Source organism: Leucobacter massiliensis, from assembly GCF_002982315.1.
GTDB lineage: Bacteria > Actinomycetota > Actinomycetes > Actinomycetales > Microbacteriaceae > Leucobacter > Leucobacter massiliensis.
Genome location: NZ_MWZD01000013.1, coordinates 158,464 through 179,684, shown reverse-complemented (window position 1 = coordinate 179,684; position 21,221 = coordinate 158,464). Strand labels below are relative to the sequence as shown.

The window sequence follows — 21,221 nt, the reverse complement described above, 5'->3', positions numbered from 1 at the left end:
AGGAGCGGCCGTCCTCGCACGGCCACGGTCACGGCTGCATCCTCGGGTCCTCGGTGGGGTCGGCGTACATGGGAGGGCAGCCGGTGCTCACGGCCTCGGGGCGCAGCTCGAAGTGCCAGGACTCGTTCGCGTAGATCTGGCACAGCCCGTAGGCGCCGCCACGCGCCGAGAGCCACGCGGTCGCGTCCGCCGGTCCGAGATCCACGGCCGTTCCCTTGACGTGCTCGGAGCGTTGCGGCGTGGCCACCCACCGCGCGGCCTCCTCGGGTGAACCGTACTCGGCGATGGCCTGCCGCAGCAGTTCCTCCTGCTCTTCCGAAGAGCGCCAGCCACTGGTGACGAGGATCTGGACGCCGTCGGCCTGCGCCTCGGTGGCGGCCTGCCGGAGGGCGGACAGCAGGGCGGGATCGAGCCGCGTCACCGTCTCCGCGTCGCCGAAGGGCGAGGCCGCGCCGGCCGTCGTCTCGCCGCTCTCGCCGAGTCGGCGCCTCGCAGTATCCTCGCCGCCCGGCGCGTCACCGGGGCTCGGATCCGCCGCAGTCTCCTCGCCAGGATCGTCCCCGGTCGGCCCGGTCGGAGCCGGGGCCGGCACGGCCCGCGCGTGCGCCGTCGCCGGGGCTCGTCCGGAGCCGGTGTCGGAACCAGGGGTAGAGCTGAAGGCGAAGGCGAATCCCAGCGCCGCCAGCACCGCGGTAAGCGCGACCGCCGCGAATGTCAGGGCAGCGGCGCGGCGGCGGGACGGCCGGGATCTCGGGTGCGTCGGATGCGTCATGTCTGCCAGCCAAGCAGGGCTGGTGTTGCGAGAGCGTCTGCGTTTTCCGATACGCTCCCGATACGCGCGGCTTCCTAGAATCGTGGTGTGCGCGTGCTGATCCTCGAAGACGAGCCGCTCCTCGCGGAGGCGGTGCGCGACGGCCTGCGCCTGGAGGCGATCGCCGCCGACATCGCCCCCGACGGGTACGCCGCGCTGGAGCTGCTCGCGATCAACGACTACGACATCGCGGTGCTGGATCGCGACGTGCCGGGGCCTTCCGGCGACGAGGTCGCGCGACGCATCGTCGCCTCGGGAGCCGGGGTGCCGATCCTGATGCTCACGGCAGCGGACCGGATCGACGACAAAGCTTCGGGCTTCGAACTCGGTGCCGACGACTACCTCACCAAGCCCTTCGAACTGCGGGAGCTGGTGCTGCGCCTGCGGGCGCTGGATCGCCGCCGCGCCCACCTCCGCCCGCCCGTGCGCGAGTATGCGGGACTGCGCGTCGATCCGTTCCGCCGCGAGGTGACTCGGGACGGCCGCTACGTGGCGCTCACGCGTAAGCAGTTCGCGGTGCTCGAGGTGCTGGTCGCCGCGGCGGGCGGGGTGGTGAGCGCCGAAGAGCTACTCCGGCGTGCGTGGGACGAGAACGCCGATCCGTTTACGAACGCCGTGCGCATCACGGTCTCGGGGCTGCGCAAGCGGCTCGGGGAGCCTTGGCTCATCGCGACCGTGCCGGGCGTCGGGTACCGCATCGGCTCGGGGGAGACGATGCGCGACCGTGCGGCGCCGGAGACGGGGGAGGCGGCGGGCCCCGGTGGATAGGCGACCGGGGCCGAGCGTGCGCCTCAAGCTCACCCTGAGCTACGCCGGCTTCCTCATTATCGCCGGGGCGGTGCTGCTCGGGATCGTGTGGGTGTTCCTGCTGCGCTATGTGCCGCCCGAGGCTGCCCGCACCTTCGAGGCCGGCTTCTTCCCGGGCCGGGGCGATCTGGCGCGTGCCTTCTTCCCCGCGGCGGCCTGGGCACTCGCCTTCCTGCTCGTCTTCGGCCTGGCGGGCGGCTGGCTGCTCGCGGGCCGCATGCTCAGCCCGCTCGACCGGATCGCTCGGGCGACCCGTCTTGCCGCTCAGGGTTCCCTGTCGCATCGCATCGAACTGCCGGGGCATGCGGACGAGTTCCGGGAGTTCGCCGACGGCTTCGACGTGATGCTCTCCCGGCTGGAGGCCCACGTGGCCGAGCAGCAGCGCTTCGCCGCGAACGCCTCCCACGAGCTGCGCACCCCGCTCGCCATCACGCAGGCCCTCCTGGACGTGGCCCGCGCCGATCCGCAGCGGGACGTCGGCGCCCTGCTCGACCGGCTGCACGCGGTGAATGCGCGCGCGATCGCCCTCACCGAGGCGCTGCTCACGCTCAGCCGCGCCCAGCGAGCCGCTTTGACCGCCGAAGCCGTCGATCTCTCGCTCCTGGCCGAGGACGCCGCCGAGACGCTGCTCCCGCTCGCCGAGAAGCGCGGCATCGCGATCGACGTCGCGGGCGACGCGACTTCCGCCCTCGGCTCGCCAGTGCTGCTGGCCCAGCTCGTGACGAACCTCGTCCACAACGCCATCGTCCACAATGTCCCCGCCGAGGCGGCGACGGGCGGATCGGGCGACGGCCCCGGCTCAGGCCGCGTGTGGATCACCGCCCGTGCAGACCCGGATGCGGCGATCCTCACCGTCGAGAACACTGGAGCCCCGCTCGATCCAGCCCTCGTCACAACGCTCACCGAGCCCTTCCGCCGCGGCGGCGGACGCGCCCGCGACGACCACGGTGGGGTCGGGCTCGGCCTCGCCATCGCGAGCCGCATTGCGGAGGCGCACGGCGGCTCCCTCGCCCTGGAGGCCCGCCGGGGCGGCGGACTCAAGGCCACCGTCCGCCTGCCCGCCCCGACCCGACGCTGATACCCCCTGATCTCAGGAATCCGGCCCGCTTCGTACGATTTCCCGGACCCCAAGCCCGGGCAACACGGGCCGGAATGTTTTTTCTGGCGCTTGAGCGGGGTCCCCCTACTGCGACCACAGAGCTTCTGTTCGGCAACGCTAGATGTGTGTGGGCTCAGGCGGTGGCCTCGTCGCGGGATCGGAGCCGCCAGAGGGCCAGGGCGGAGACGAGGATCGCGGCAGAGGCCATGAGCCACACCGGCCCCCACGCGGGATCGGGGCGGCCGGGCTGCGGGACCGCCCAGAACGGGGTCGCCTCGACCACCTCGTGCGGGAGCCCCAGCACATCGCCCAGGGCGGCGAACAGCACCACGAGCCCGTACACGGTCCAGGCGATGCCGGTCGCAGCGCGCGGCAGCAGGGCGCAGGCCGCGGCGGTGACCGCCATGACCAGCGCCAGGGGCGGCCAGTAGGCGAGCGCTCCCACCGCGAAGCGGCCCAGCTGGGAGGGATCCCCGATCTGGCCCCCGTAGGCGGCGCCCATCGCCAGCCCGCCCACGAGCAGCATGAGCGCCGCGCAGACGGCGGGCACGGCGAGGCGCGCCAGCCCCCACGCCCAGCGCGACACGGTCGCGGTCCACTCCAGCTCGGCGAAGCCCGCGGCCTCGTCGGCGCGCAGCGCGAGCGTCGACTGCACGGCGAAGGCGGTGACCAGCACGGCCAGGAACACGAGCAGGAAGCCGAGCAGCCCGTCCATCTGCGAGTCGGCGCCGCCCGTGAGTGCCTGCGCGATCGGTGAGGAGCCGAGACCGTCCAGCACATTGCTCATGGCGGTCGCCACGCCGCCGAGGAAGAGACCGGCGACGGCGGTGCCGAGCAGCCAGGAGAGGATCGCGGCGCGCTGGAGCCTGAGCGGCAGCCCCAGCACGGTGCGGGTGAGCGGGGAGGCGCTGGCGCGGCCAGGTCGCGGCGCGACGATCCCCGCTCCGAGGTCGCGCGTGCGGCCGATCGCACAGGCGACCGCGATACCGATCAGGCCGAGCGCGAGGAGAGGCAGCAGCGCCCACCACTGGTCTTCCCCAAAGGAGCGCGTCTGCTGCGCCCAGCCCACCGGGGAGAACCAGGTGAACCACGCGGGTGTCTCCCCGTCGGCGTTCAGATCGGCGGCCACCCGCACGAGGAACGCGGCGGCCAGCACGACCGAGGCCCACGCGGTCGCGGCGCGCCCGGTGGCGGCGAGCTGCCCGGTGAACGCCGCAACCCCGGCGAAGGCGATCCCGAGCCCCGACCACGAGAGCCCCATGAGCAGCGAACCCGCCACCGGCAGCCCCATCGCCACGGCGGCGAGACCGCTGAGCAGCCCCGCCGCCACCGCGAACGCGGCCGTGAGCAGCCACCCCGCTGCGGGCAGCGCGAGACGCCCCAGCCCGGCGGCCCGCAGCAGTTCGAGACGACCGGACTCCTCCTCGGCCCGGCCATTGCGGGTGACGAGGAAGACGCACACGAGCGCGAGGGTGATCGCGCCCGACATCCAGAGCTTGATGTTCAGGATCCCGCCCGTCGTCGCCGCCGCGTACGGCAGTCCGGTGAGCGCGGCCACGGCGGGCGTGTTCGCGATCTGCGCGTAGGCGTCGCGGGCCGCCTGGTCCGGGAAGGTCTGCGCCTGATAGGCGATCACCATCACCACGAGCACGCCGAGCACGAGCGCCCACACGAGCATCCGCAGCCAGTTACGGCGCAGCACGAGCCGCGTCGCGATCGCGAGTCCGGAAAGCTGAGCGCTCATCGATCCGGCTCCGCTCCTGAGCGCGATCCGGGAGCGGGGACCGATCCCGGAGCCGTGCCCGGTCCGGATCCCGGTCCGGCTCCCGCGTCCTCGCTCCCGGCGCCGTCCCCGCGGTAGTGCGCGAGGAAGCGCGCTTCGATGGCCGGAAGATCCTCGGAGCCGTCGATGGTGAAGACGTCCACCGTGCGGCCCTGCTTGATGATGGTCGCCGTGTCGCAGAGCTGCTGCACCTCGGCGAGAATGTGGCTGGAGAGCAGCACCGTGCGCCCCTCCGCCTGCAGCTCACGCACGCAGTCGCCGAAGACGGCCTCCATCACGGGGTCGAGCCCGCTCGTCGGCTCGTCGAGGATGAGCAGCTCCGCGCGGCTCGCGAGCGCCGCCACGAGCGCGACCTTCTGCCGGTTGCCCTTGGAGTAGGCGCGCGCCTTCTTGCGCAGATCGAGGTCGAAGCGGTCCGCGAATGCGCGGATGCGGTCCGGCTCCCGCTGTCCGCGCAGGCTGCTGAGCACGTCGATGGCCTCGCCGCCGGTGAGCCCGCGCCACAGGGTCACCTCGCCGGGCACGTAGGCGAGCCGCCCGTGCAGCGACACGGCGTCGCGCCACGGGTCGCCGCCGAAAAGCCGCAGCGCGCCCTCATCCGCGCGGATGAGGCCGAGCAGGATCCGGATCGTCGTCGATTTGCCCGAGCCGTTCGGCCCGAGGAACCCGGTCACCGTCCCGGGCTCGACCCGGAGGTCGAGCCCGTCGAGCGCGCGAGTCTTGCCGAAGTGCTTCACGAGGCTCTGGACCTCGATCACCGGTGCGGCCATGGTGTGCCTGCCTTCTTCGCGTCGTGCCTGCGGCGAGGCCGAGCGCCTCCCCACGCATTCTCCACCCGATCGAACTGTGAGGCGACCGTGTCCTTCCTGTGATCCGAGATCCTGGGTTGCGATAGCGATCCCGGGCCTGGCGGGCGCCGAGGGGCCCGCAACGGGGGCACGCCGGGTCACCCCAATGGAGGTCACCGCGAAGACGAGGATGATGACCGCCAGCACGACGGGGCCCGCACGCGCGCGCGTCATCGCCGGGAGCGCCGAGGGCTTCACTCGTGAAGACGGGTCCTGCGCCCCGGAGCCGGCCAGTCGCTGCACCCTGCGCCTCGGCGCGCTGCTCGAAGCCGCAGCATCCGGCGAGAAACGAGATATATCGTGTTACGCTGCCGAACAGCGTCTCCGGCGATCTCATCGTCGACGGGCACCAGGGCCGGCTGAGCGTGAATGCCGTGTCGGGCGATGTGCAGCTTCGCGGCCTGGACGGGGCCCTCAGCGTGAACAGCGTCTCCGGCGCGGTCGCCGCGACCGGGAGGCTCAGCCGGGCCGCGATCGATACGGTGTCGGGTGCGATGATCCTCGACGCGCACGGAGCGATCGACGAGATCGCCCTGCACACGGGAGCGGCGCGGCCACGATCCAGCTCGACGCGGGACTCGCCGCGAGCTTCGACGTGCACACGGTCGGCGGGCGCGTGGTCGTGGACGGCGTGCAGCGCTCCAGCAGCGCTCCGACGCACTTCGTCGGCTCGAGCGGCGAGCTCGCCGGCTCCTTCGCCGAGGTGCGTGCCCGCTCGGTGTCGGGCGCGGTGACGGTGCTGCGCGGTGAGCCAGGACGCTCCGGCGGCGGGATCGGTGGCGCGGAGGCGGGCAACGGCGCGGAGGCGCCCGCCGGCAGCACCTCCGCGGAGCGGAGCGACTGTTGGCCTCGGTGTTCTCCCACGGCGAGCTGCGCCTCTACCTGCTCAGCCTGCTCTCCGAGGCCCCCCCCGGCACGGTTACGAGCTCATGCAGGCGCTCGCGGAGCGCACGGGCGGGACCTACACGCCGTCAGCCGGCACCGTGTACCCGAGGCTCGCGAAGCTCGAAGAAGAGGGGCTCGTCACGAAGTCGGCGGAGGGCCGCAAGACCGTCTACGCGATCACCCCGGCAGGCCGCGCCGAGCTGGACGGCCGCGCCGATGAGCTCGACGGCATCGAGGCGGGGCTCTCCGACAGCGTCCGCATGATCGCCGAGGAGGTGCGCGGCAGCGTGCGCGAGGCGATGCGCTCCCTGCGGGCCGAGCTCGCCGCGGCGGCCCGGGACGGGAGGACCGGTGCCGGTGCCTCGCGCGGCGCCGGCGCGGCTTCGGGATCCGGATCGGGAAGCGCGTCCGCCGCGGATCCGGCGCCGGCGCCGGATCCGCGAATTCCGGGAGCGACGGCGCAGCATCCGCGAACGCCGCCGGGCCCACCGGGGATCCCCGCGCCCGCAGCCGCGCCGAGCTGCATCGCGCCGACGCCATGGTGAACGACTTCCGCGCACGGGTCCGCAGCGAACTCCGCGGCCATGTGGCACGCGGCGGCACCCTGCCCCCCGGCGCCACCGAAACCCTGGAGGCATCGCTCGCCGAGACGCTCCGTACCCTGAAGGCCTCCCTGCCCCGCTGAGTCCGAGCGCGCCGCCACCGCACGGCGGGACCGATGCGGTGCGCAGAGCAGACGCATAGACTGAGCAGCAGCCGTCTCCGCAGGCCGGGGCGACTCGTACCGTTCCGTCTCCGAAAGCAGGCGCACCATGCAGGTATCCGGAAAGCTCATCGTCATCACCGGTGCGGGCAACGGGATGGGACGCGAGACCGCGCTCCAGCTGCTGGAGAAGGGCGCACGCGTAGCGGGAGTCGATCTGTCGGCCGAGGGCCTCAGCGAGACGAAGGAGCTCGCGGGCGCGAACGGAGCCCGCTTCTCCGAGCACGCGCTGTCCGTCACGGATCGCGCAGCGGTCGAGGCGCTTCCGGCCGCCGTGGAGGAGGCGCACGGTCAGCCCGCTGACGGCATCGTGAACATGGCGGGGATCATCCACCGCTTCGCGAAGGTGCAGGATCTCGACATCGAGGAGATCGAGCGGGTGATGAACGTGAACTACTGGGGCACGGTGTACCCGGTCAAGGCGTTCCTCCCCGTGCTGCTGCGCCGCCCGGAGGCACTGATCGTGAACTTCGCCTCAATGGGCGCACTGCTGCCGGTGCCCGGGCAGGGGGCCTACGGATCCTCGAAGGGCGCGATCCGGCTGTTCACCGACACCCTCTACGCGGAGCTCGCGGACACCCGGGTGCAGGTGCACCTCGTGTTCCCCGGCGCAATCGCCACCAACATCTCCGCCAACTCCGGGGTGAGCGCGCCCGGGGGCGGAGCGGCCACCGCCGAGGACGCCCAGAAGTCCGCGATGCAGCCGATGGACGTGAGGGACGCGGGGGCGATCATCGTGCGCGGCATCGAGTCCGGCAGCTACCGCGTGATGATCGGGAAGGACGCCAAGACCTTCGATCGGCTTGCGCGGCTCTCGCCCACCAAGTCGATCCGCATGATCGCCAAGAAGGTGTCGGAGGCGATGGGGCTGTAACCCCGGTCCGGCACCGCGCCGAGGATTCCGAAGCCGCGCGGCTGCGTCACCGATGACACGGTCCTCGGCGGGACGATATGGTCCTCGGATCGGCCCCACGGCTCGAGCCGGAGCCTTCGTTCGGCTCCGCGGAGCACTGAACGGCTCCGGCGCCGGAGGCGTGCTCGAATCGCTGGAGGCGGGGCGGGCCGCGGGGGTACACTTGCCGGGCGCGTCCAAGGGCGGGTCGGAGGGAGCGTGCGATGGCGGGGGAAGCCCAGGAGGGTCTCGACGCGGGGCCGTTCTTCCACGGCACGAACGCGGAGCTCGGGGCGGGGGAACTGCTCACCCCCGGCTTCCGATCCAACTACCGGCCCGAGGTCGTCATGAACCACGTCTACTTCACGGCGCTGCTCGACGGGGCGGGCCTCGCGGCCGAGCTCGCCGTGGAGCTGAGGGGCGGCGAGCCGCACGTCTACGAGGTGGAGCCGACCGGCCCCTTCGAGGACGACCCGAACGTGACCGACCAGAAGTTTCCGGGCAACCCCACCCGTTCCTACCGCTGCGCTCACGCCCTCCGCGTCGTCCGCGAGCGAGACGACTGGACGCGCCTCAGCCCGGAGGCGCTCCGCGCCTGGCGCGAGCGCCTCGCTGCGATCCACGACACCAGGGCCGAGATCATCAACTGAGCGCCCGCGCCGCCGCGGGTGACCGTCGCGGTGTCAGCTCCCCATGGTGTTGATGATGAGCCCGACGTGAGTGAAGAAGTTCAGCGCCCCGAAGAGGAAGAAGCCGAGTCCGGGCAGCCCGATGCAGATCCCCACGATCCACTGCCACGCGGTCCGCGGCGCCCCCGCACGGTAGCCGCGCAATGCGAGCGGGAAGAGGACGGCCCCGATCCCGGTCACGCCGAACATGCCCGACATGAAGGTGGCCTCCACCCAGGGCCACTGCGCGAAGGCGCCGCTGATCGGCTCCTCCGGCGGCGCGGCGAAGAGCTGGAAGATGAGTCCCGCGAAGGCGATCGCGCCCAGGGCGAGCCCGAGCCCGACGATGATGATGTTGAGCGGTGCGATCACGGCCGCGAGCTCGCGCGCCCGGTCTTCCGTCTCCGGCAGCTCCCGGCGCCGCCACAGCAGCACGGCGCTGCCGAGCAGCAGCACGCCGAAGCCGAGGCTCGGCTCCCCGAAGATGATGTTGTCGAAGGGGAAGTACTTCGCGAGCGGCCAGGTGAGGGTCATGTGCGCGCCCGTGAGCGTGAGGATCGTTCCGAGCACGCCGAAGGCCACGGCGTAGCCTTCCAGGCGCGCGGGCTTGCCGAGCTGCAGGGCGCGGGCGAGCCACACGACGGTGAGCAGGCCGGCGCCGGCGGCGACGGACATGATGGTGTTGTAGGTGGGCATCTGGGTCCAGTCGATGACCAGGCCCTCCGCCGCAGCGATGGTGGGGTGCATGGGGTGCTCCTTTCACTCGCGGGTGCGGAGTGCGGGCCGCCTCTGCCGGGGCGCGCGCTGTCGCGATGGGATCTCACTCGGATCCTACGCCCCTCCCGCGTGCGGGGGCGTGTGTGCCGGGCTCTTGCACGGCCGGCACCGGGGCTCAGGGGCCGCGGCGGGCAACAGCCGCGAGGGCGATCCACCGCGGGCCGACCCGGTCGATGAAGCGGCCGAGCACCACCCCGGCTGAGCAGAGTGCCGACGCCCTGGGGATGAGCAGCAGGCCGGTGGGGCACCCGAGAGACGGTTCCGCAGTCGGCGTGCCGATATACCGGGCACAGTCAACGTATACCGCGGGGTATACGTGCATCATGGCGACGACGATCAAGGTGTCTTCCGAGCTTCGGGATCGAATCAATCGCGAAGCCCGCGACGTGGGGCTGACGGCCTCATCTAATCTGCAGCAGGCCGACATGCTCCCGATCGTCCTCCCGGTGACCACGACGGATCGCGGCTGGCCGATTCACGTGCTCCTACGCGGGCAGAGCCTGCTGCCGCCCCGGCCGAGCTACGCCATGACCGAGCAGCCGCGCACCGTCACCCGTGAGCGCCTGGGCGAACGGGCCGGGGTGGTCGACGGCCGCACCATGCGAGAGATCGAGCTGTGGCTGCGTGACTTCCTCGGATTCGCCTGAGGCGGGGCGGCTGCGGGGCGCGGGGGGCGAGGGGCAGGAGAATGGTCCGGTGACCGACACCTCGCCCTCCATCATCGCGCCGCGGCCGCGGCACCTGCTCCGACTCGCACCCGGGCAGGGCGAGCACTGGGTCGCGCTGCGGGCGCTGCTGTCGGTCGGGGCGCCGCTGATGCTGCTGTGGGGGATCGGGCGCCTCGAACTGGCGCCCTTCGCGGTGTTCCCGGCGTTCGCCACGGTGTTCGGCCGCCGCTACGGGCATCGCCACCGCCTCCGCGTGCAGGGGGTCGTCGCGCTCGCGCAGCTGCTGTCGGTGCTGCTCGGTGCCCTGGTGCCGGTGCTCGGGGGCGGCCCATGGGTCGCGGTCGGCGCGGCGGTGCTGCTCGTCGCCGTCGCGTCTCTCGTCGGGGATCTGACCGGGTGGACGCCGGTCGGCCCCATGTTCCAGCTGTTCGCGTTCGTCTCGCTCGCGTCGGCACCGGTCACGGCCGAGGGCCTGACTGCCGGGGCGCTGGTCGCGGCAGCGTCGGCCGCGTGGGCGATGGTGCTCGGGGGCGTCTGGGCGCTGGGCCGGCGGGTGGCGCGCGCCCGCGGTGTGATGGAGCCGGAGCGCCCCGCCCCGCCGGCCCGGCGGCCTCCCGGCTCGCTGTGGGCCGACGCCGGCATGTACGCGGTCGCGACGGCGATCGCCGGGGCGGTGCCGACACTGCTCGGGATCGGGCATGTGGGGTGGGCGATGGTGGCGGCGGTCGCCGGCCTCGCCGCACCGAACGCCTTCAACCGGGTGCTGCGCGCGACGCACCGCACCCTCGGCACGCTCGCCGGCATCCCGCTCGCGATCCTCGTCCTCGCGGTCCGCCCGGGGGAGCTCGGCACCGTGCTGCTGATCATCCTCCTCACCGGCGCGATCGAGCTGGTCGTGACCCGCAACTACGCGCTGGCGCTGGTCCCGATCACGCCGCTCGTGGTCCTGATGGGGCGGCTGAACGCCCCCGGTCTCCCGGCCGGGGAGCTCATCCTCGACCGGCTCGCCGAGACACTCATCGGTGCCGCGACCGCGATCCTCGTCGCCCTCGCGCTCGCGCTCGCTTCCGCCCCGCGCCGAACTCCATCATTGACCGTTCATTCAAGAACGAGGTAACCTGCTCGCATGGTGGGCACGCCGAGATTCGACCGCGCGGAGGTGCTCGCGCACACCGCGCGCACCTTCGCCGAGCGCGGCTACGCCGGCGCCTCGATCAGCCACCTCGTCGACGCCACCGGGCTGCTGCGCGGGAGCCTGTACGGGGCATTCGGCAGCAAGGCCGGACTGTTCCGGGAGGCGCTGCGACAGGCGGTCGCCGCCTCGCCCGGATCGGCGCCGCTGGTGCTCGACCTCATCGTCGTCGCGCTGCGGGAGCGCGCCGCCCACGACCCGGCCGTCTCCGAGACCGTGCGCAGCGCGCTGCGCGCGCTCGGCGAGGCCGGCGCGCAGCCCGGGGAGCTGCTCTACGCGCGCCTGCTCGACCGGGCAGGCCTCCCCGGGCGAACCGCGACGGCGGGCGCCCCCTGACGGAAGGAGCCGATCATGGCAGAGGTGACGATCGAGGGCGAGGAGCTGGTCTTGACGATCCAGGGGATGCGCCGCCTGTGGTCGCTGAAGAGCGAATTGCGGATCCCGCTCGCCCACGTGCGCGGTGCGACCGCCGACCCCGGGCTCTCCACGCGCTTCACCGGCTTCTCGGCAGTGGCGGAGTGGCCCGGGCGGAAGGTGATCGGCTCCGACTGGTACGGCAGGTACCTCGGCGGCACCTTCACCCAGGACGGGGACCGGGTCTTCTGGGACGTCGCCGACCCCGCGAAGGCGATCGTCATCTCGGCAGACTGGGGCGAGTTCCGGCGGCTCTACATCGAGGCCAAGGATCCGGAGGGCACCGTCGCCATGATCGAAGCAGCGCTCGCCGCGCGAGCCGCAGGAGCCCCCGCACCGGAGTGAGCTGGGCACGGGGAAGGCGCCCTGCGCGAATCCGTCCGATCCTCGCCCTCCGGCGGGCGTATAGTCCTCTGTGTCGTCGCTTTGTACCGGAGGAGTGCATCATGGGCGTGCTGGAGCCCCTCTCGCTACTGCTCGGCCTCGCCGCGCTCGCGTACCTCGCGTACGCCCTCGTGAGGCCGGACTGGTTCTGACCGTGTGGGGGTCCGCCTTCGTCGCGCTCGCCACCGTCGCGCTGGTGCTCGCCGTCGCGTACCGGCCGCTCGGCGACTACCTGGCGTGGGTGTTCACCTCCGAGCGCCACTGGCGCGTGGAGCGCTGGTGCTACCGGCTCGCGGGCATCCGTCCCGAGCGGCCGCACACCTGGCGGGGCTACCTGATCGCGGTGCTGGCCTTCTCCGCGGTGGGGATCGTGCTGCTCGTCGCGATCCTGATGCTCCAGCCCTGGCTGCCGTATTCGCTCGGGCTGCCCGCCATGAGCGCGGATCTCGCCTTCAACACGGCGGCCTCCTTCGTGGGCAACACGAACTGGCAGTCGTACTCGCCGGAGCAGACCGTCGGCTACACCGCCCAGGCCGTGGGGCTCACCGTGCAGAACTTCGTGTCCGCGGCGGTGAGCATGGCGGTGGCCGTGGCGCTCGTGCGCGGTTTCGCCGCGCGCCGCGGCACCGGCGGGCTCGGCAACTTCTGGGTCGACCTGGTGCGCGCGAACGTGCGCGTGCTGCTGCCGCTCTCGCTGCTCGCCGCGGTGATCCTGCGCGCGGGCGGCGTGATCCAGAACCTCTCGGGTTTCACCTCGGTCGAGACGGTGGCCCGGGGGCGTGCAGTCGCTGCCGGGCGGTCCGCTCGCCTCGGAGGAGGCGATCAAGATGCTCGGCACGAACAGCGGTGGCTTCTTCAACGCGAACTCGGCGCACCCCTTCGAGAACCCGACGCCGTGGACCAATATGCTCCAGGTGATCCACGGTGATCGCGGTCGTCGAGGGCTTCACTGGGGGCGCGGCGCCCTCGGGCGGATCGGCGATGCCGCCGAGCTTCACCTGGGCGCTCGCGCTCGGCTTCTGGGGCTGCCTCTATACGGCGACGGTGGCGGAGTCGGTGGCGGAGGGGCGCGGGCGAGCGCAGTCGCGGAACCTGCGCGAGGCGCTGGCTCGGACCCCGGCCCGGCGGCTCGCGGACTACCGGGCCACCCGGGATCCGGGGGCCGAGCGCGCAGCTGCGGAGACGGTCGACGCGGCGGCGCTGCGACCGGGAGTCGTCGTCGTCGTGGGGCCGGGCGAGACGATCCCCGCCGACGGCGAGGTGGTGTGGGGCGCCGCCCCCGTGGACGAGTCCGACTTCACGGGGCGACCCGGTCCGGCGATCCGCGAGGCCGGAGGCGACCGGTCGTGCGTGACGGGCGGCACCCGCGTGCTCGCCGACCGGCTCGTCGTGCGCGTCACCGTGCCGCCGGAGGCGAGCGCCCTGGAGCGCACCATCGATCTCGCCAGCCGCGCCCACCGGCAGAAGTCCTCGGTGGAGGTCGCGCTGAGCGCGCTGCTGGCCTCATTCACGCTCGCCTTCGTGTTCCTCGCAGTGACCCTCAACTCCGCTTCCTCGCCGGTGGCCCCCGCGGTCTCGGTGCCGGTGCTCATCGCCGTGGTGGTGTGCCTGATCCCGACCGAGATCGCCGCCCTCATGTCGGTGACGGGCATCGCGGGCATGTACCAGCTGCTGCGCCGGAGCGTGCTCGTCACCTCGGCGAAGTCCCTGGAGACGGCGAGCGAGATCACCACCGTGCTGATTGACAAGACCGGCACCGTCACCCGCGGGCAGCGCACCGCGACGGCGTTGCTGCCCCTCACCGGGCACGACCGCGCCGAACTCGCGCGCGCGGCCGCGCTCGCCTCAGCGGGGGACCCCACGCCCGAGGGCGTCTCGACTCTGCGGCTCGCGACGCAGCTGCTGGCGGAAGAGGGCGCGGCGGTTCCCTGGCGCGCAGCTGGTCCCGCTGGGACGGGGGCGGATCCCGCTGGGAACGACGTGGCTTCCATTGCGAACGGGGTGGATCCCGCTGGGACCGGGGCGGATCACGCTGGGAAGCTCGGCGCCCTCGGCGCGACCGCGATCCCCTTCTCCGCGGCGACCCGGCTCTCGGGCGTGGATCTGCCCGACGGCACCCGCCTGCGCAAGGGCGCCGCCTCGGCGGTGTCCGCCTGGCTGAAGCGGCAGGGCGCTCAGCCCTCCGCCGCGGTCACCGCGGAGCTGCGCACCCTCACCCGCGGGATCGCCGCCTCGGGCGGCACGCCCATGGTGGTCGCCATGCGCCCGGTGACGGGCCAGGCACGGGCGCTCGGGGTGATCGAGCTGGAGGACGTGGTCAAGGACTCGGTGCGCGAGAAGATCGCCGAGCTGCGCCGTCTCGGGGTGCGCACCCTCATGGTCACGGGCGACCACCGCCTCACGGCAGAGGCGATCAGCCGCGAGGCGGGCATCGACGAGTACCTGGGCGACGCGAGCCCGGAGGACAAGCTCGCGCTCATCAGGCGCGAACAGCGCGCCGGGCACCTCGTCGCGATGAGCGGCGACGGCCTGAACGACGCGCCGGCGCTCGCGCAGGCCGACATCGGGATCGCGATGAACACCGCGACCGGTGCGGCGAAGGCCGCCGCGAACATCGTGATCCTCGACGACGATCCCGCCCACCTCGCCGACATCATCCGGGTCGGCCGCCGCCAGATGGCGACCCGCGGCGCGCTCATGACCTTCAATTTCGCCAACGACCTCGTGCGCTACGCGACGCTCTTCCCGGCGCTCTTCGTCGGCGCCTTCCCCGGGCTCGCCGCGCTCAACGTGCTCGGGCTGCACTCGCCGGCCTCCGCGATCCTCTCGACCGTGCTCTTCAGCACCGTGGTGATGGGGATCCTGGTGCCACTCGCCCTCATCGGCGTGCCCTACCGCACCAGCCGGCCCGGCCCCGCGCTCACCCGCAATCTGATCTACTGCGGCCTGGGCGGGCTGGTGGTCCCCATCATCGGCATCAAGATCATCGACCTGCTCGTCAGCCTGCTCCCCGGATACTGAGGAAGGTTCTGAGGCACACCATGAGACGACTCACGCGCCGGCTGCTCGCCGAGGCCTGGTCCGGGCTGCGGATCATGCTGATCTGCACGGTGCTGCTCGGGATCGCCTACCCGCTGGTAGTGCTCGGGATCGGGCAGTTCGCGTTACCGGAGCAGGCGACCGGCTCGCTGCTGCGCGACGAAGCGGGCGCGGTGCGCGGGTCGTCGCTGATCGGGCAGGATTTCGCGGACGCGGACGGGGATCCGCTGCCGCAGTACTTCCAGCCGCGGCCCTCGGCCGCCGGCTACGACGCGGCCGCCTCGCTCGGCTCGAACCTCGGCTCCGAGAGCGCCGCCCTCGCCGCGCAGATCGAGGAGCGCCGGACGCAGCTGGCGGCCTTCAACGGCGTCGCTCCTGAGGCGGTGCCGCCCGACGCGCTCACCGCCTCCGGGTCTGGCCTCGACCCGCACATCAGCCCGGCATACGCCCGTCTCCAGGCGGCGCGCGTCGCCGAGACGCGCGGCCTGTCGCTCGACGAGGTCGAGAGGCTCGTCGAGCGCTGCACGAGCGGGCCGGATCTCGGCCTCTGGGGCGAGGCCCGTGTCAACGTCGTCGAGCTGAACCTCGCCCTCGACGGGCGCGTAGCGGCTCGGGCCCCTCGCCGTAGCGCCGCGCCCACGCCGAAGAGGCCGCCCGCCCGGTCCTCCCGCAGCGTCGCATCCGAGCCGGGGCTGTTGACGAACGTCAACGGCTGGGTAGAGTGGTTCAGCCAGGTCCACCGTCCCGCCCGAGACCACCGGAGAAGCAGCCCATGCCCATGACCGTCGCGGCCTTCGGCGCCGTTTCCGCAAGCGATCCGCTCGTCCCCATGACCATCGAGCGCCGGGATCCCGGCCCCCGCGATGTGCGCATCAAGATCCGCTACGCCGGCATCTGCCACTCAGACATCCACACGGTACGCGAGGAGTGGCGGCCGATCACCTTCCCGCAGGTCGTCGGCCACGAGATCGTCGGCGAGGTCGAGGCGGTGGGCAGCGAGGTTACGCGGCACCGGGTCGGGGATCGCGTCGGCGTCGGCTGCCTGGTGAACTCGTGCCGCGAGTGCGAGCCGTGCCGCGCAGGGCTCGAGCAGTACTGCACGGGAGGCGGGGTGGGCACCTACGCCTCGGTGGACCGCGACGGCACGATCACGCAGGGCGGCTACTCCACGCACATCGTCGTCGACGAGCACTTCGTGCTGCGCCTGCCGGAGGCGATCCCGTACGAGCGGGCGGCGCCCCTGCTGTGCGCCGGCATCACGCCGTACTCACCGCTGCGGCACTGGAAGATCGGCCCCGGGTCGAAGGTCGCCGTCGTCGGCATGGGCGGGCTCGGGCACATGGGCGTGAAGTTCGCGGCCGCGCTCGGCGCGGAGGTCACCGTGCTCTCGCACACCCTCTCGAAGCGCGAGGACGGGCTGGCATTCGGCGCGCAGGAGTACGCGGCGACGAGCGATCCCGAGACCTTCACGCGCTTCCGCGGCCACTTCGACTTCATGCTCTCCACGATCAGCACCGGCTTCGACCTCGACGCATACCTCTCCCTGCTGGGGCTCGGCGGCACCCTCGTGAGCATCGGCATGCCGCCGGAGCCGCTCAGCGTGCGGGCCGGTTCGCTGTCGCGCTGGAAGTCCTTCGCGAGCTCCGGCATCGGCGGCATCCCCGAGACCCAGGAGATGCTGGACTTCTGCGCAGAGCACGGGATCGCCCCGGAGGTCGAGCTGATCGCAGCCGAGCAGATCAACGAGGCCTACGAGCGGGTCGTCGCCTCCGATGTGCGGTACCGCTTCGTGATCGACGTCGCAACGCTGTAGCGCGAGGCGGGATGGCCCGCGCATCCTCGCGGAACGGCGCAGCCGGCCTCGCGCGCTGGCGCACGGATCACGCCGTGAGCGTACGCACTGTCCAGAATGTCAGTGGTCGGGAGTAGCCTGCTGCACATGGAACCCACGCGCACCGTCCGCCCCTTCGAGGTCGTCAGCGAATACGAGCCGAGCGGCGATCAGCCCGCCGCGATCGAGGAGCTTGCGAGGCGGATCAACGCGGGCGAGACCGACGTGGTGCTGCTCGGCGCGACCGGCACGGGCAAGTCGGCGACGACGGCCTGGCTGATCGAGGCGGTGCAGCGGCCCACCCTGGTGCTCGCCCACAACAAGACGCTCGCCGCGCAGCTGGCCAACGAGTTCCGCGAGCTGCTGCCCAACAACGCGGTCGAGTACTTCGTGAGCTACTACGACTACTACCAGCCCGAGGCCTACGTGCCGCAGACCGACACCTTCATCGAGAAGGACTCCTCGGTCAACGCCGAGGTGGAGCGGCTGCGGCACTCCACCACGAACGCGCTGCTCAGCAGGCGGGACACCGTCGTGGTGTCGACCGTCTCCTGCATCTACGGCCTCGGCAAGCCCGAGGAGTACTACGAGGCCATGGTGCCGCTCGTGGTCGGCGATGTGCTCGACCGCGATGTGCTGCTGCGCCGCTTCGTCGACATGCAGTACCAGCGGAACGACATCGAGTTCGTGCGCGGCAACTTCCGGGTGCGCGGCGACACGGTCGAGATCATCCCGATGTACGAGGAGCTCGCGATCCGCATCGAGTTCTTCGGCGACGAGATCGAAGCGCTCTACTATCTGCACCCCGTCACCGGGGACGTCATCAAGCAGGTCGAGACGGTCTCCGTGTTCCCCGGCTCCCACTACGTCGCGAGCCGGACGGTGATGAACCGCGCGATGGGCACGATCTCGGCCGAGCTCGACGAGCGGCTCGCCGAGCTGAAGCGCCAGAACAAGCTGGTGGAGGAGCAGCGCCTGCGCATGCGCACCACCTTCGATCTCGAGATGATGGAGCAGATCGGCTTCTGCTCCGGCATCGAGAACTACTCCCGGCACATCGACGGCCGGCAGCCGGGGGAGGCGCCGCACTGCCTGCTCGACTACTTCCCGGACGACTTCCTCGTGGTCATCGACGAGTCGCACGTGACGGTGCCGCAGATCGGGGCCATGTACGAGGGGGACGCCTCCCGCAAGCGCACCCTCGTGGATCACGGCTTCCGCCTGCCGAGCGCCCTCGACAACCGGCCGCTCACCTTCGACGAGTTCAAGGAGCGCGTGGGGCAGACGGTCTACCTCTCGGCGACGCCGGGCAAGTACGAGCTGGAGCGCGCTGACGGCGTCGTCGAGCAGATCATCCGCCCCACCGGCCTGATCGACCCCGAGATCGTGGTGAAGCCCTCGCAGGGCCAGATCGACGACCTGCTCGAAGAGGTCCGGATCCGCGCCGAGCGCGACGAGCGCGTGCTGGTGACGACGCTGACGAAGAAGATGGCGGAGCAGCTCACCACCTTCATGGAAGAGGCAGGGATCCGGGTCCGCTACCTGCACTCCGACGTCGACACGCTGCGCCGCGTCGAGCTGCTCACCGAGCTGCGGGCCGGCGTCTTCGACGTTCTCGTCGGCATCAACCTGCTGCGCGAGGGTCTCGACCTGCCAGAGGTGTCGCTCGTGTCGATCCTCGACGCCGACAAGGAGGGCTTCCTGCGCTCCTCCACCTCACTCATCCAGACCATCGGACGTGCGGCCCGGAACGTGTCCGGACAGGTGCACATGTACGCCGACACGATCACCCGCTCCATGCGGGAGGCCATCGACGAGACGAACCGTCGTCGCGAGATCCAGATGGCCTACAACGCCGAGCACGGGATCGATCCGCAGCCACTGCGCAAGAAGATCGGAGACATCACCGCGCTGCTCGCGCGCGAGGCCGCCGACACCGAAGACGTGCTCTCGCGGACCGGAGCGCACGCACAGCGCAAGGGGGGCTCGTCTCAGCGCGCGAAGGGGAAGGCCGCGGCGCGAGCGGGCGCGATCGCCGGAGAGGGCGCCGCCCAGCTCGAGCAGCTCATCTCCGAGCTCACCGAGCAGATGCTCGGCGCGGCCGAGGAGCTCAAGTTCGAGCTCGCCGCTCGACTGCGCGACGAGCTCGCGGAGCTCAAACGCGAACTGCGCAGCATGGACGCAGCGGGCCACCTCTAAGTATCCGCCTCAGCCCGCGTTCGGTGTCCGCCCTGCGCGATACGACGCGTCTCGAGCGGGGCGGTCTTGGACGGTTCGGACACGCGATCCGGCGCGGCCGCGGGGCGCGGTCCCGACTCCCTCAGCGGAGCGGCAGGGGGTGATCGCCCTTGACCACGAAGTAGCTGCCGCGGATCTCGCCCGCGAGCTTCGAGCGCTGCCGTGCCCACTTGAAGGCGGCGAGCTCGGCGGGGGGCTCCATGCCGGACGAGAGCTTGAAGCCGACCGCCCGCTTGCCGCCGGGCGCCTTCTCCCACAGCACGTTCACGGCGAGCCCGTCCGCGAAGTACAGCGCGGGCCAGAACAGCTCGTCACTGTCGTATGCGAAGACCTCCAGCACCCGCGACGCCGGCTCGATCCCGCGCTCCTCGCGCAGGACGCGAAGCACCCACTCCACGATCTCCGGACGCTCATCGGGCGTGCAGACGGCATAGTCAACGCCGAACTTCGTGTGGAAGTAACGCGCCTCGTTGGCGCGCAGACCCGCGAGGGCGTCCGCGGCCGGCGACTCCTCGAGCCCCGCGGTGGACACATCCCGAAACGAAACCGTGTGCATGGACTGATGCTAGCCCGATCCGGCGCGAAGAGGCGAGCCCCGTCCTGCATCGGGATACGCAGGCGCGCGGGCAGTCGATGGGGGCTGGCCGCGCTCAGAGCAGCACGTAGCCGTAGCGATCCGCGATCCGGTCGATGACCCCGCTGAGCTCTGGGCGGTCGAGGGGGATCACGGCGAGCGGGTGCGCGGGGAGCGCCTCGCGCGCGGGCTCCCAGAGCGCGACGACGCGCGCGGACGGCACGAGCGAGGAGGCCGCGCGCACTCCGTCCAGCTCGGGATAGGCGCGCCGGATCGCTCGCGCCCACTCCCGCGAGCGCGAGCGCTCCCCGGAGGCGATCGCGGCGTTCCCGCCGGCGACGGCGACCCAGTCGCTGTCGCTCAGCTCGAGGAGGCGGAGGCGGCGAAGCGGCTCGAACACCGCGAGGGTGGGCGTGCCTGCCCGGCGTCGGATGATCCGATGCTGCTGGAAGACCTCGAGCAGGCACGTGGCGAACGGCGAATCGAGCGCTGCGCCGAGTCCGCCCGGGTGCGAAGGCCGGCCGGCGCCGCCCGGCTGAGGCCCGGAACCCGCTGCGCCCGCATCCGCGCCTCCGCCCTCCGCGAGCACCGCGTACAGCACTCCCTCGCCCGGGTGCTCGCCCACGGGCTCGGCTTGCGGATCGAAGCGCCCGTCGAGGGGCCCGAAATCGCGGAAGTCGAACCAGCGAGCGGGGTAGGGTCCCGCGGCCCGGAAGATCCGCGCGAGGGCGGTGCCCGGCGGAGTCTCGGACACCCAGCTGGGGTCACGGTCGAGCGCCGGGAAGCGGGCGGGATCGGGTGCCGGCAGCCACTCGCTCACGGCAGGCGATTGAGCGCGTCGTCGACGGCCGCCGCGGCCACGGCGGGATCGCCGCCCTGGGCGAGCCACTCGAGCGGAGCGAGCTCCTCGCCCTCGACGCGCATCCGCGGCGACGGCGAGCTGAGCACCCGCTCGACGAGCAGCAGCGGAGCGCCGGGCGGAACGGCGGCGGCGACGGCTGACCATCCCGGCAGCTCGCGCCCCTCCGGGAACTGGAAGCGGGGGAGGTGCCAACCGTCGCTCCGCCGCTGGGCGAGGAGCGTGCCCGCCGCGCAGCGCTGACGCACCCGCGCCGGCGTGACGCCCAGCGCCTCTGCCGTCTCGCTGACGGACCAGGCGTGCCGTTCGAGCTGCCGCTCCCACTGGAGCCCCCGCGTGGCGGCAGGCAGGGCCGAGGGCGCGGTGAGCGCCGCCTCGTCGACGCCCAGGCGCGCCAGGGCCGCGATCTCGCCGGCGGTGAGCCCGCGGGTGCCGCTGCGCTGGTGCGCGACGATCCCCTCGAGCATCTCCTCGGCGATCGGGAGCTCGTCGCTCTCGATCTGCGTGACGAGCGCGAGCAGGCGTTCCCGTGCCCCGCCGCCGGGGCTGCGCTGCGCGCGCAGTCGCCCTCCCGAGATCTCCGCGATCGACATCTCGTTCTCCTATCGCTTGCTTACCTCAATAATACCCGCAAGCACCCCGCTGCGGGAAGTCCGCCCCTCGCGAAATATTCGTATCTATGTTCGAAG

General features: G+C 72.1%; 20 protein-coding genes and 2 pseudogenes. 15 read left to right on the top strand and 7 right to left on the bottom strand.

Annotated elements, in window-relative coordinates:
- Positions 1 to 28 precede the first annotated feature (28 nt).
- Positions 29 to 772 carry a M15 family metallopeptidase gene (locus B4915_RS03025; RefSeq protein ID WP_105804359.1) on the bottom strand — a complete coding sequence of 248 codons (744 nt, stop codon included), beginning with the start codon at positions 770 to 772 and terminating at the stop codon, positions 29 to 31.
- Positions 773 to 859: 87 nt separating this feature from the next.
- Between B4915_RS03025 and B4915_RS03020 the strand changes: the two genes are divergently transcribed.
- On the top strand, positions 860 to 1,579 hold the full coding sequence (locus tag B4915_RS03020) for a response regulator transcription factor (protein WP_105804358.1): 720 nt from the start codon (positions 860 to 862) through the stop codon (positions 1,577 to 1,579).
- On the top strand, positions 1,572 to 2,696 hold the full coding sequence (locus tag B4915_RS03015; RefSeq protein WP_105804357.1) for a sensor histidine kinase: 1,125 nt from the start codon (positions 1,572 to 1,574) through the stop codon (positions 2,694 to 2,696). The genes B4915_RS03020 and B4915_RS03015 overlap by 8 nt, the downstream gene beginning before the upstream one ends.
- Before the next feature lie 154 nt (positions 2,697 to 2,850).
- Here the strand turns inward: B4915_RS03015 and B4915_RS03010 are convergent, their stop codons facing one another.
- Positions 2,851 to 4,461, bottom strand: a complete 1,611-nt coding sequence (locus B4915_RS03010) for an ABC transporter permease (protein ID WP_105804356.1) — start codon at positions 4,459 to 4,461, stop codon at positions 2,851 to 2,853.
- Positions 4,458 to 5,270: an ABC transporter ATP-binding protein gene (locus tag B4915_RS03005; RefSeq protein WP_105804355.1), complete on the bottom strand. Its 813-nt coding sequence runs from the start codon at positions 5,268 to 5,270 to the stop codon at positions 4,458 to 4,460. The genes B4915_RS03010 and B4915_RS03005 overlap by 4 nt, the downstream gene beginning before the upstream one ends.
- A gap of 1,007 nt (positions 5,271 to 6,277) precedes the next feature.
- On the opposite strand from B4915_RS03005, the gene B4915_RS15070 reads away from it, so the two are divergent.
- The 3 genes from B4915_RS15070 (at position 6,278) to arr (ending at position 8,538) form a co-directional block, all read left to right on the top strand.
- Positions 6,278 to 6,778 (top strand): PadR family transcriptional regulator, encoded by a 501-nt coding sequence (locus B4915_RS15070; protein ID WP_425436295.1) that lies wholly within the window; start codon positions 6,278 to 6,280, stop codon positions 6,776 to 6,778.
- Between the two features lie 267 nt (positions 6,779 to 7,045).
- Complete coding sequence (locus tag B4915_RS02990) at positions 7,046 to 7,870, top strand: SDR family NAD(P)-dependent oxidoreductase (protein ID WP_105804354.1); 825 nt, start codon at positions 7,046 to 7,048, stop codon at positions 7,868 to 7,870.
- A 242-nt stretch (positions 7,871 to 8,112) separates the two neighbouring features.
- Entirely contained in the window at positions 8,113 to 8,538 is a 426-nt protein-coding gene (gene arr, locus B4915_RS02985; protein WP_105804353.1) for an NAD(+)--rifampin ADP-ribosyltransferase, read from the top strand.
- Between the two features lie 33 nt (positions 8,539 to 8,571).
- Here the strand turns inward: arr and B4915_RS02980 are convergent, their stop codons facing one another.
- A complete protein-coding gene (locus B4915_RS02980) occupies positions 8,572 to 9,303 on the bottom strand; it encodes a DUF981 domain-containing protein (protein WP_105804352.1) in 732 nt (243 codons plus the stop codon).
- 353 nt (positions 9,304 to 9,656) lie between these two features.
- Here B4915_RS02980 and B4915_RS02970 point away from each other — a divergent pair, with 353 nt between their 5' ends.
- The 10 genes and pseudogenes from B4915_RS02970 (at position 9,657) to uvrB (ending at position 19,060) form a co-directional block, all read left to right on the top strand.
- The gene (locus B4915_RS02970; protein WP_105804350.1) at positions 9,657 to 9,980 is read left to right on the top strand and encodes a type II toxin-antitoxin system PemK/MazF family toxin; all 324 of its coding nucleotides are present in this window, start codon (positions 9,657 to 9,659) and stop codon (positions 9,978 to 9,980) included.
- Positions 9,981 to 10,029: 49 nt separating this feature from the next.
- A complete protein-coding gene (locus B4915_RS02965; RefSeq protein WP_105804349.1) occupies positions 10,030 to 11,118 on the top strand; it encodes an FUSC family protein in 1,089 nt (362 codons plus the stop codon).
- Between the two features lie 9 nt (positions 11,119 to 11,127).
- Positions 11,128 to 11,529: a TetR family transcriptional regulator gene (locus tag B4915_RS14360; protein ID WP_146120013.1), complete on the top strand. Its 402-nt coding sequence runs from the start codon at positions 11,128 to 11,130 to the stop codon at positions 11,527 to 11,529.
- 15 nt (positions 11,530 to 11,544) lie between these two features.
- Positions 11,545 to 11,952, top strand: coding sequence for a hypothetical protein (locus B4915_RS02955; RefSeq protein ID WP_105804348.1), 408 nt, complete (start codon positions 11,545 to 11,547; stop codon positions 11,950 to 11,952).
- 101 nt (positions 11,953 to 12,053) lie between these two features.
- On the top strand, positions 12,054 to 12,143 hold the full coding sequence (locus tag B4915_RS14355; RefSeq protein ID WP_146120012.1) for a potassium-transporting ATPase subunit F: 90 nt from the start codon (positions 12,054 to 12,056) through the stop codon (positions 12,141 to 12,143).
- Positions 12,134 to 12,911, top strand: a pseudogene (locus tag B4915_RS02950) (potassium-transporting ATPase subunit KdpA); the annotation flags it as partial. The gene B4915_RS14355 and the pseudogene B4915_RS02950, both read left to right, overlap by 10 nt.
- Positions 12,912 to 12,915: 4 nt before the next feature.
- Positions 12,916 to 15,012: an HAD-IC family P-type ATPase gene (locus B4915_RS02945; protein ID WP_105804347.1), complete on the top strand. Its 2,097-nt coding sequence runs from the start codon at positions 12,916 to 12,918 to the stop codon at positions 15,010 to 15,012.
- A 20-nt stretch (positions 15,013 to 15,032) separates the two neighbouring features.
- Positions 15,033 to 15,626: pseudogene (gene kdpC / locus B4915_RS02940) on the top strand (potassium-transporting ATPase subunit KdpC); the annotation flags it as partial.
- Positions 15,627 to 15,802: 176 nt separating this feature from the next.
- A complete protein-coding gene (locus B4915_RS02935; protein WP_105804345.1) occupies positions 15,803 to 16,843 on the top strand; it encodes an NAD(P)-dependent alcohol dehydrogenase in 1,041 nt (346 codons plus the stop codon).
- Positions 16,844 to 16,969: 126 nt separating this feature from the next.
- The gene (gene uvrB / locus B4915_RS02930; protein WP_105804344.1) at positions 16,970 to 19,060 is read left to right on the top strand and encodes an excinuclease ABC subunit UvrB; all 2,091 of its coding nucleotides are present in this window, start codon (positions 16,970 to 16,972) and stop codon (positions 19,058 to 19,060) included.
- A gap of 121 nt (positions 19,061 to 19,181) precedes the next feature.
- Here uvrB and B4915_RS02925 read toward each other — a convergent pair whose 3' ends face one another.
- The 3 genes from B4915_RS02925 to B4915_RS02915 form a co-directional block, all read right to left on the bottom strand.
- Complete coding sequence (locus B4915_RS02925; protein ID WP_105804343.1) at positions 19,182 to 19,655, bottom strand: phage tail protein; 474 nt, start codon at positions 19,653 to 19,655, stop codon at positions 19,182 to 19,184.
- Between the two features lie 94 nt (positions 19,656 to 19,749).
- On the bottom strand, positions 19,750 to 20,493 hold the full coding sequence (locus tag B4915_RS02920) for an RES domain-containing protein (RefSeq protein ID WP_105804342.1): 744 nt from the start codon (positions 20,491 to 20,493) through the stop codon (positions 19,750 to 19,752).
- Entirely contained in the window at positions 20,490 to 21,125 is a 636-nt protein-coding gene (locus B4915_RS02915; protein WP_105804341.1) for a hypothetical protein, read from the bottom strand. The genes B4915_RS02920 and B4915_RS02915 overlap by 4 nt, the downstream gene beginning before the upstream one ends.
- Between the last annotated feature and the right edge of the window lie 96 nt (positions 21,126 to 21,221).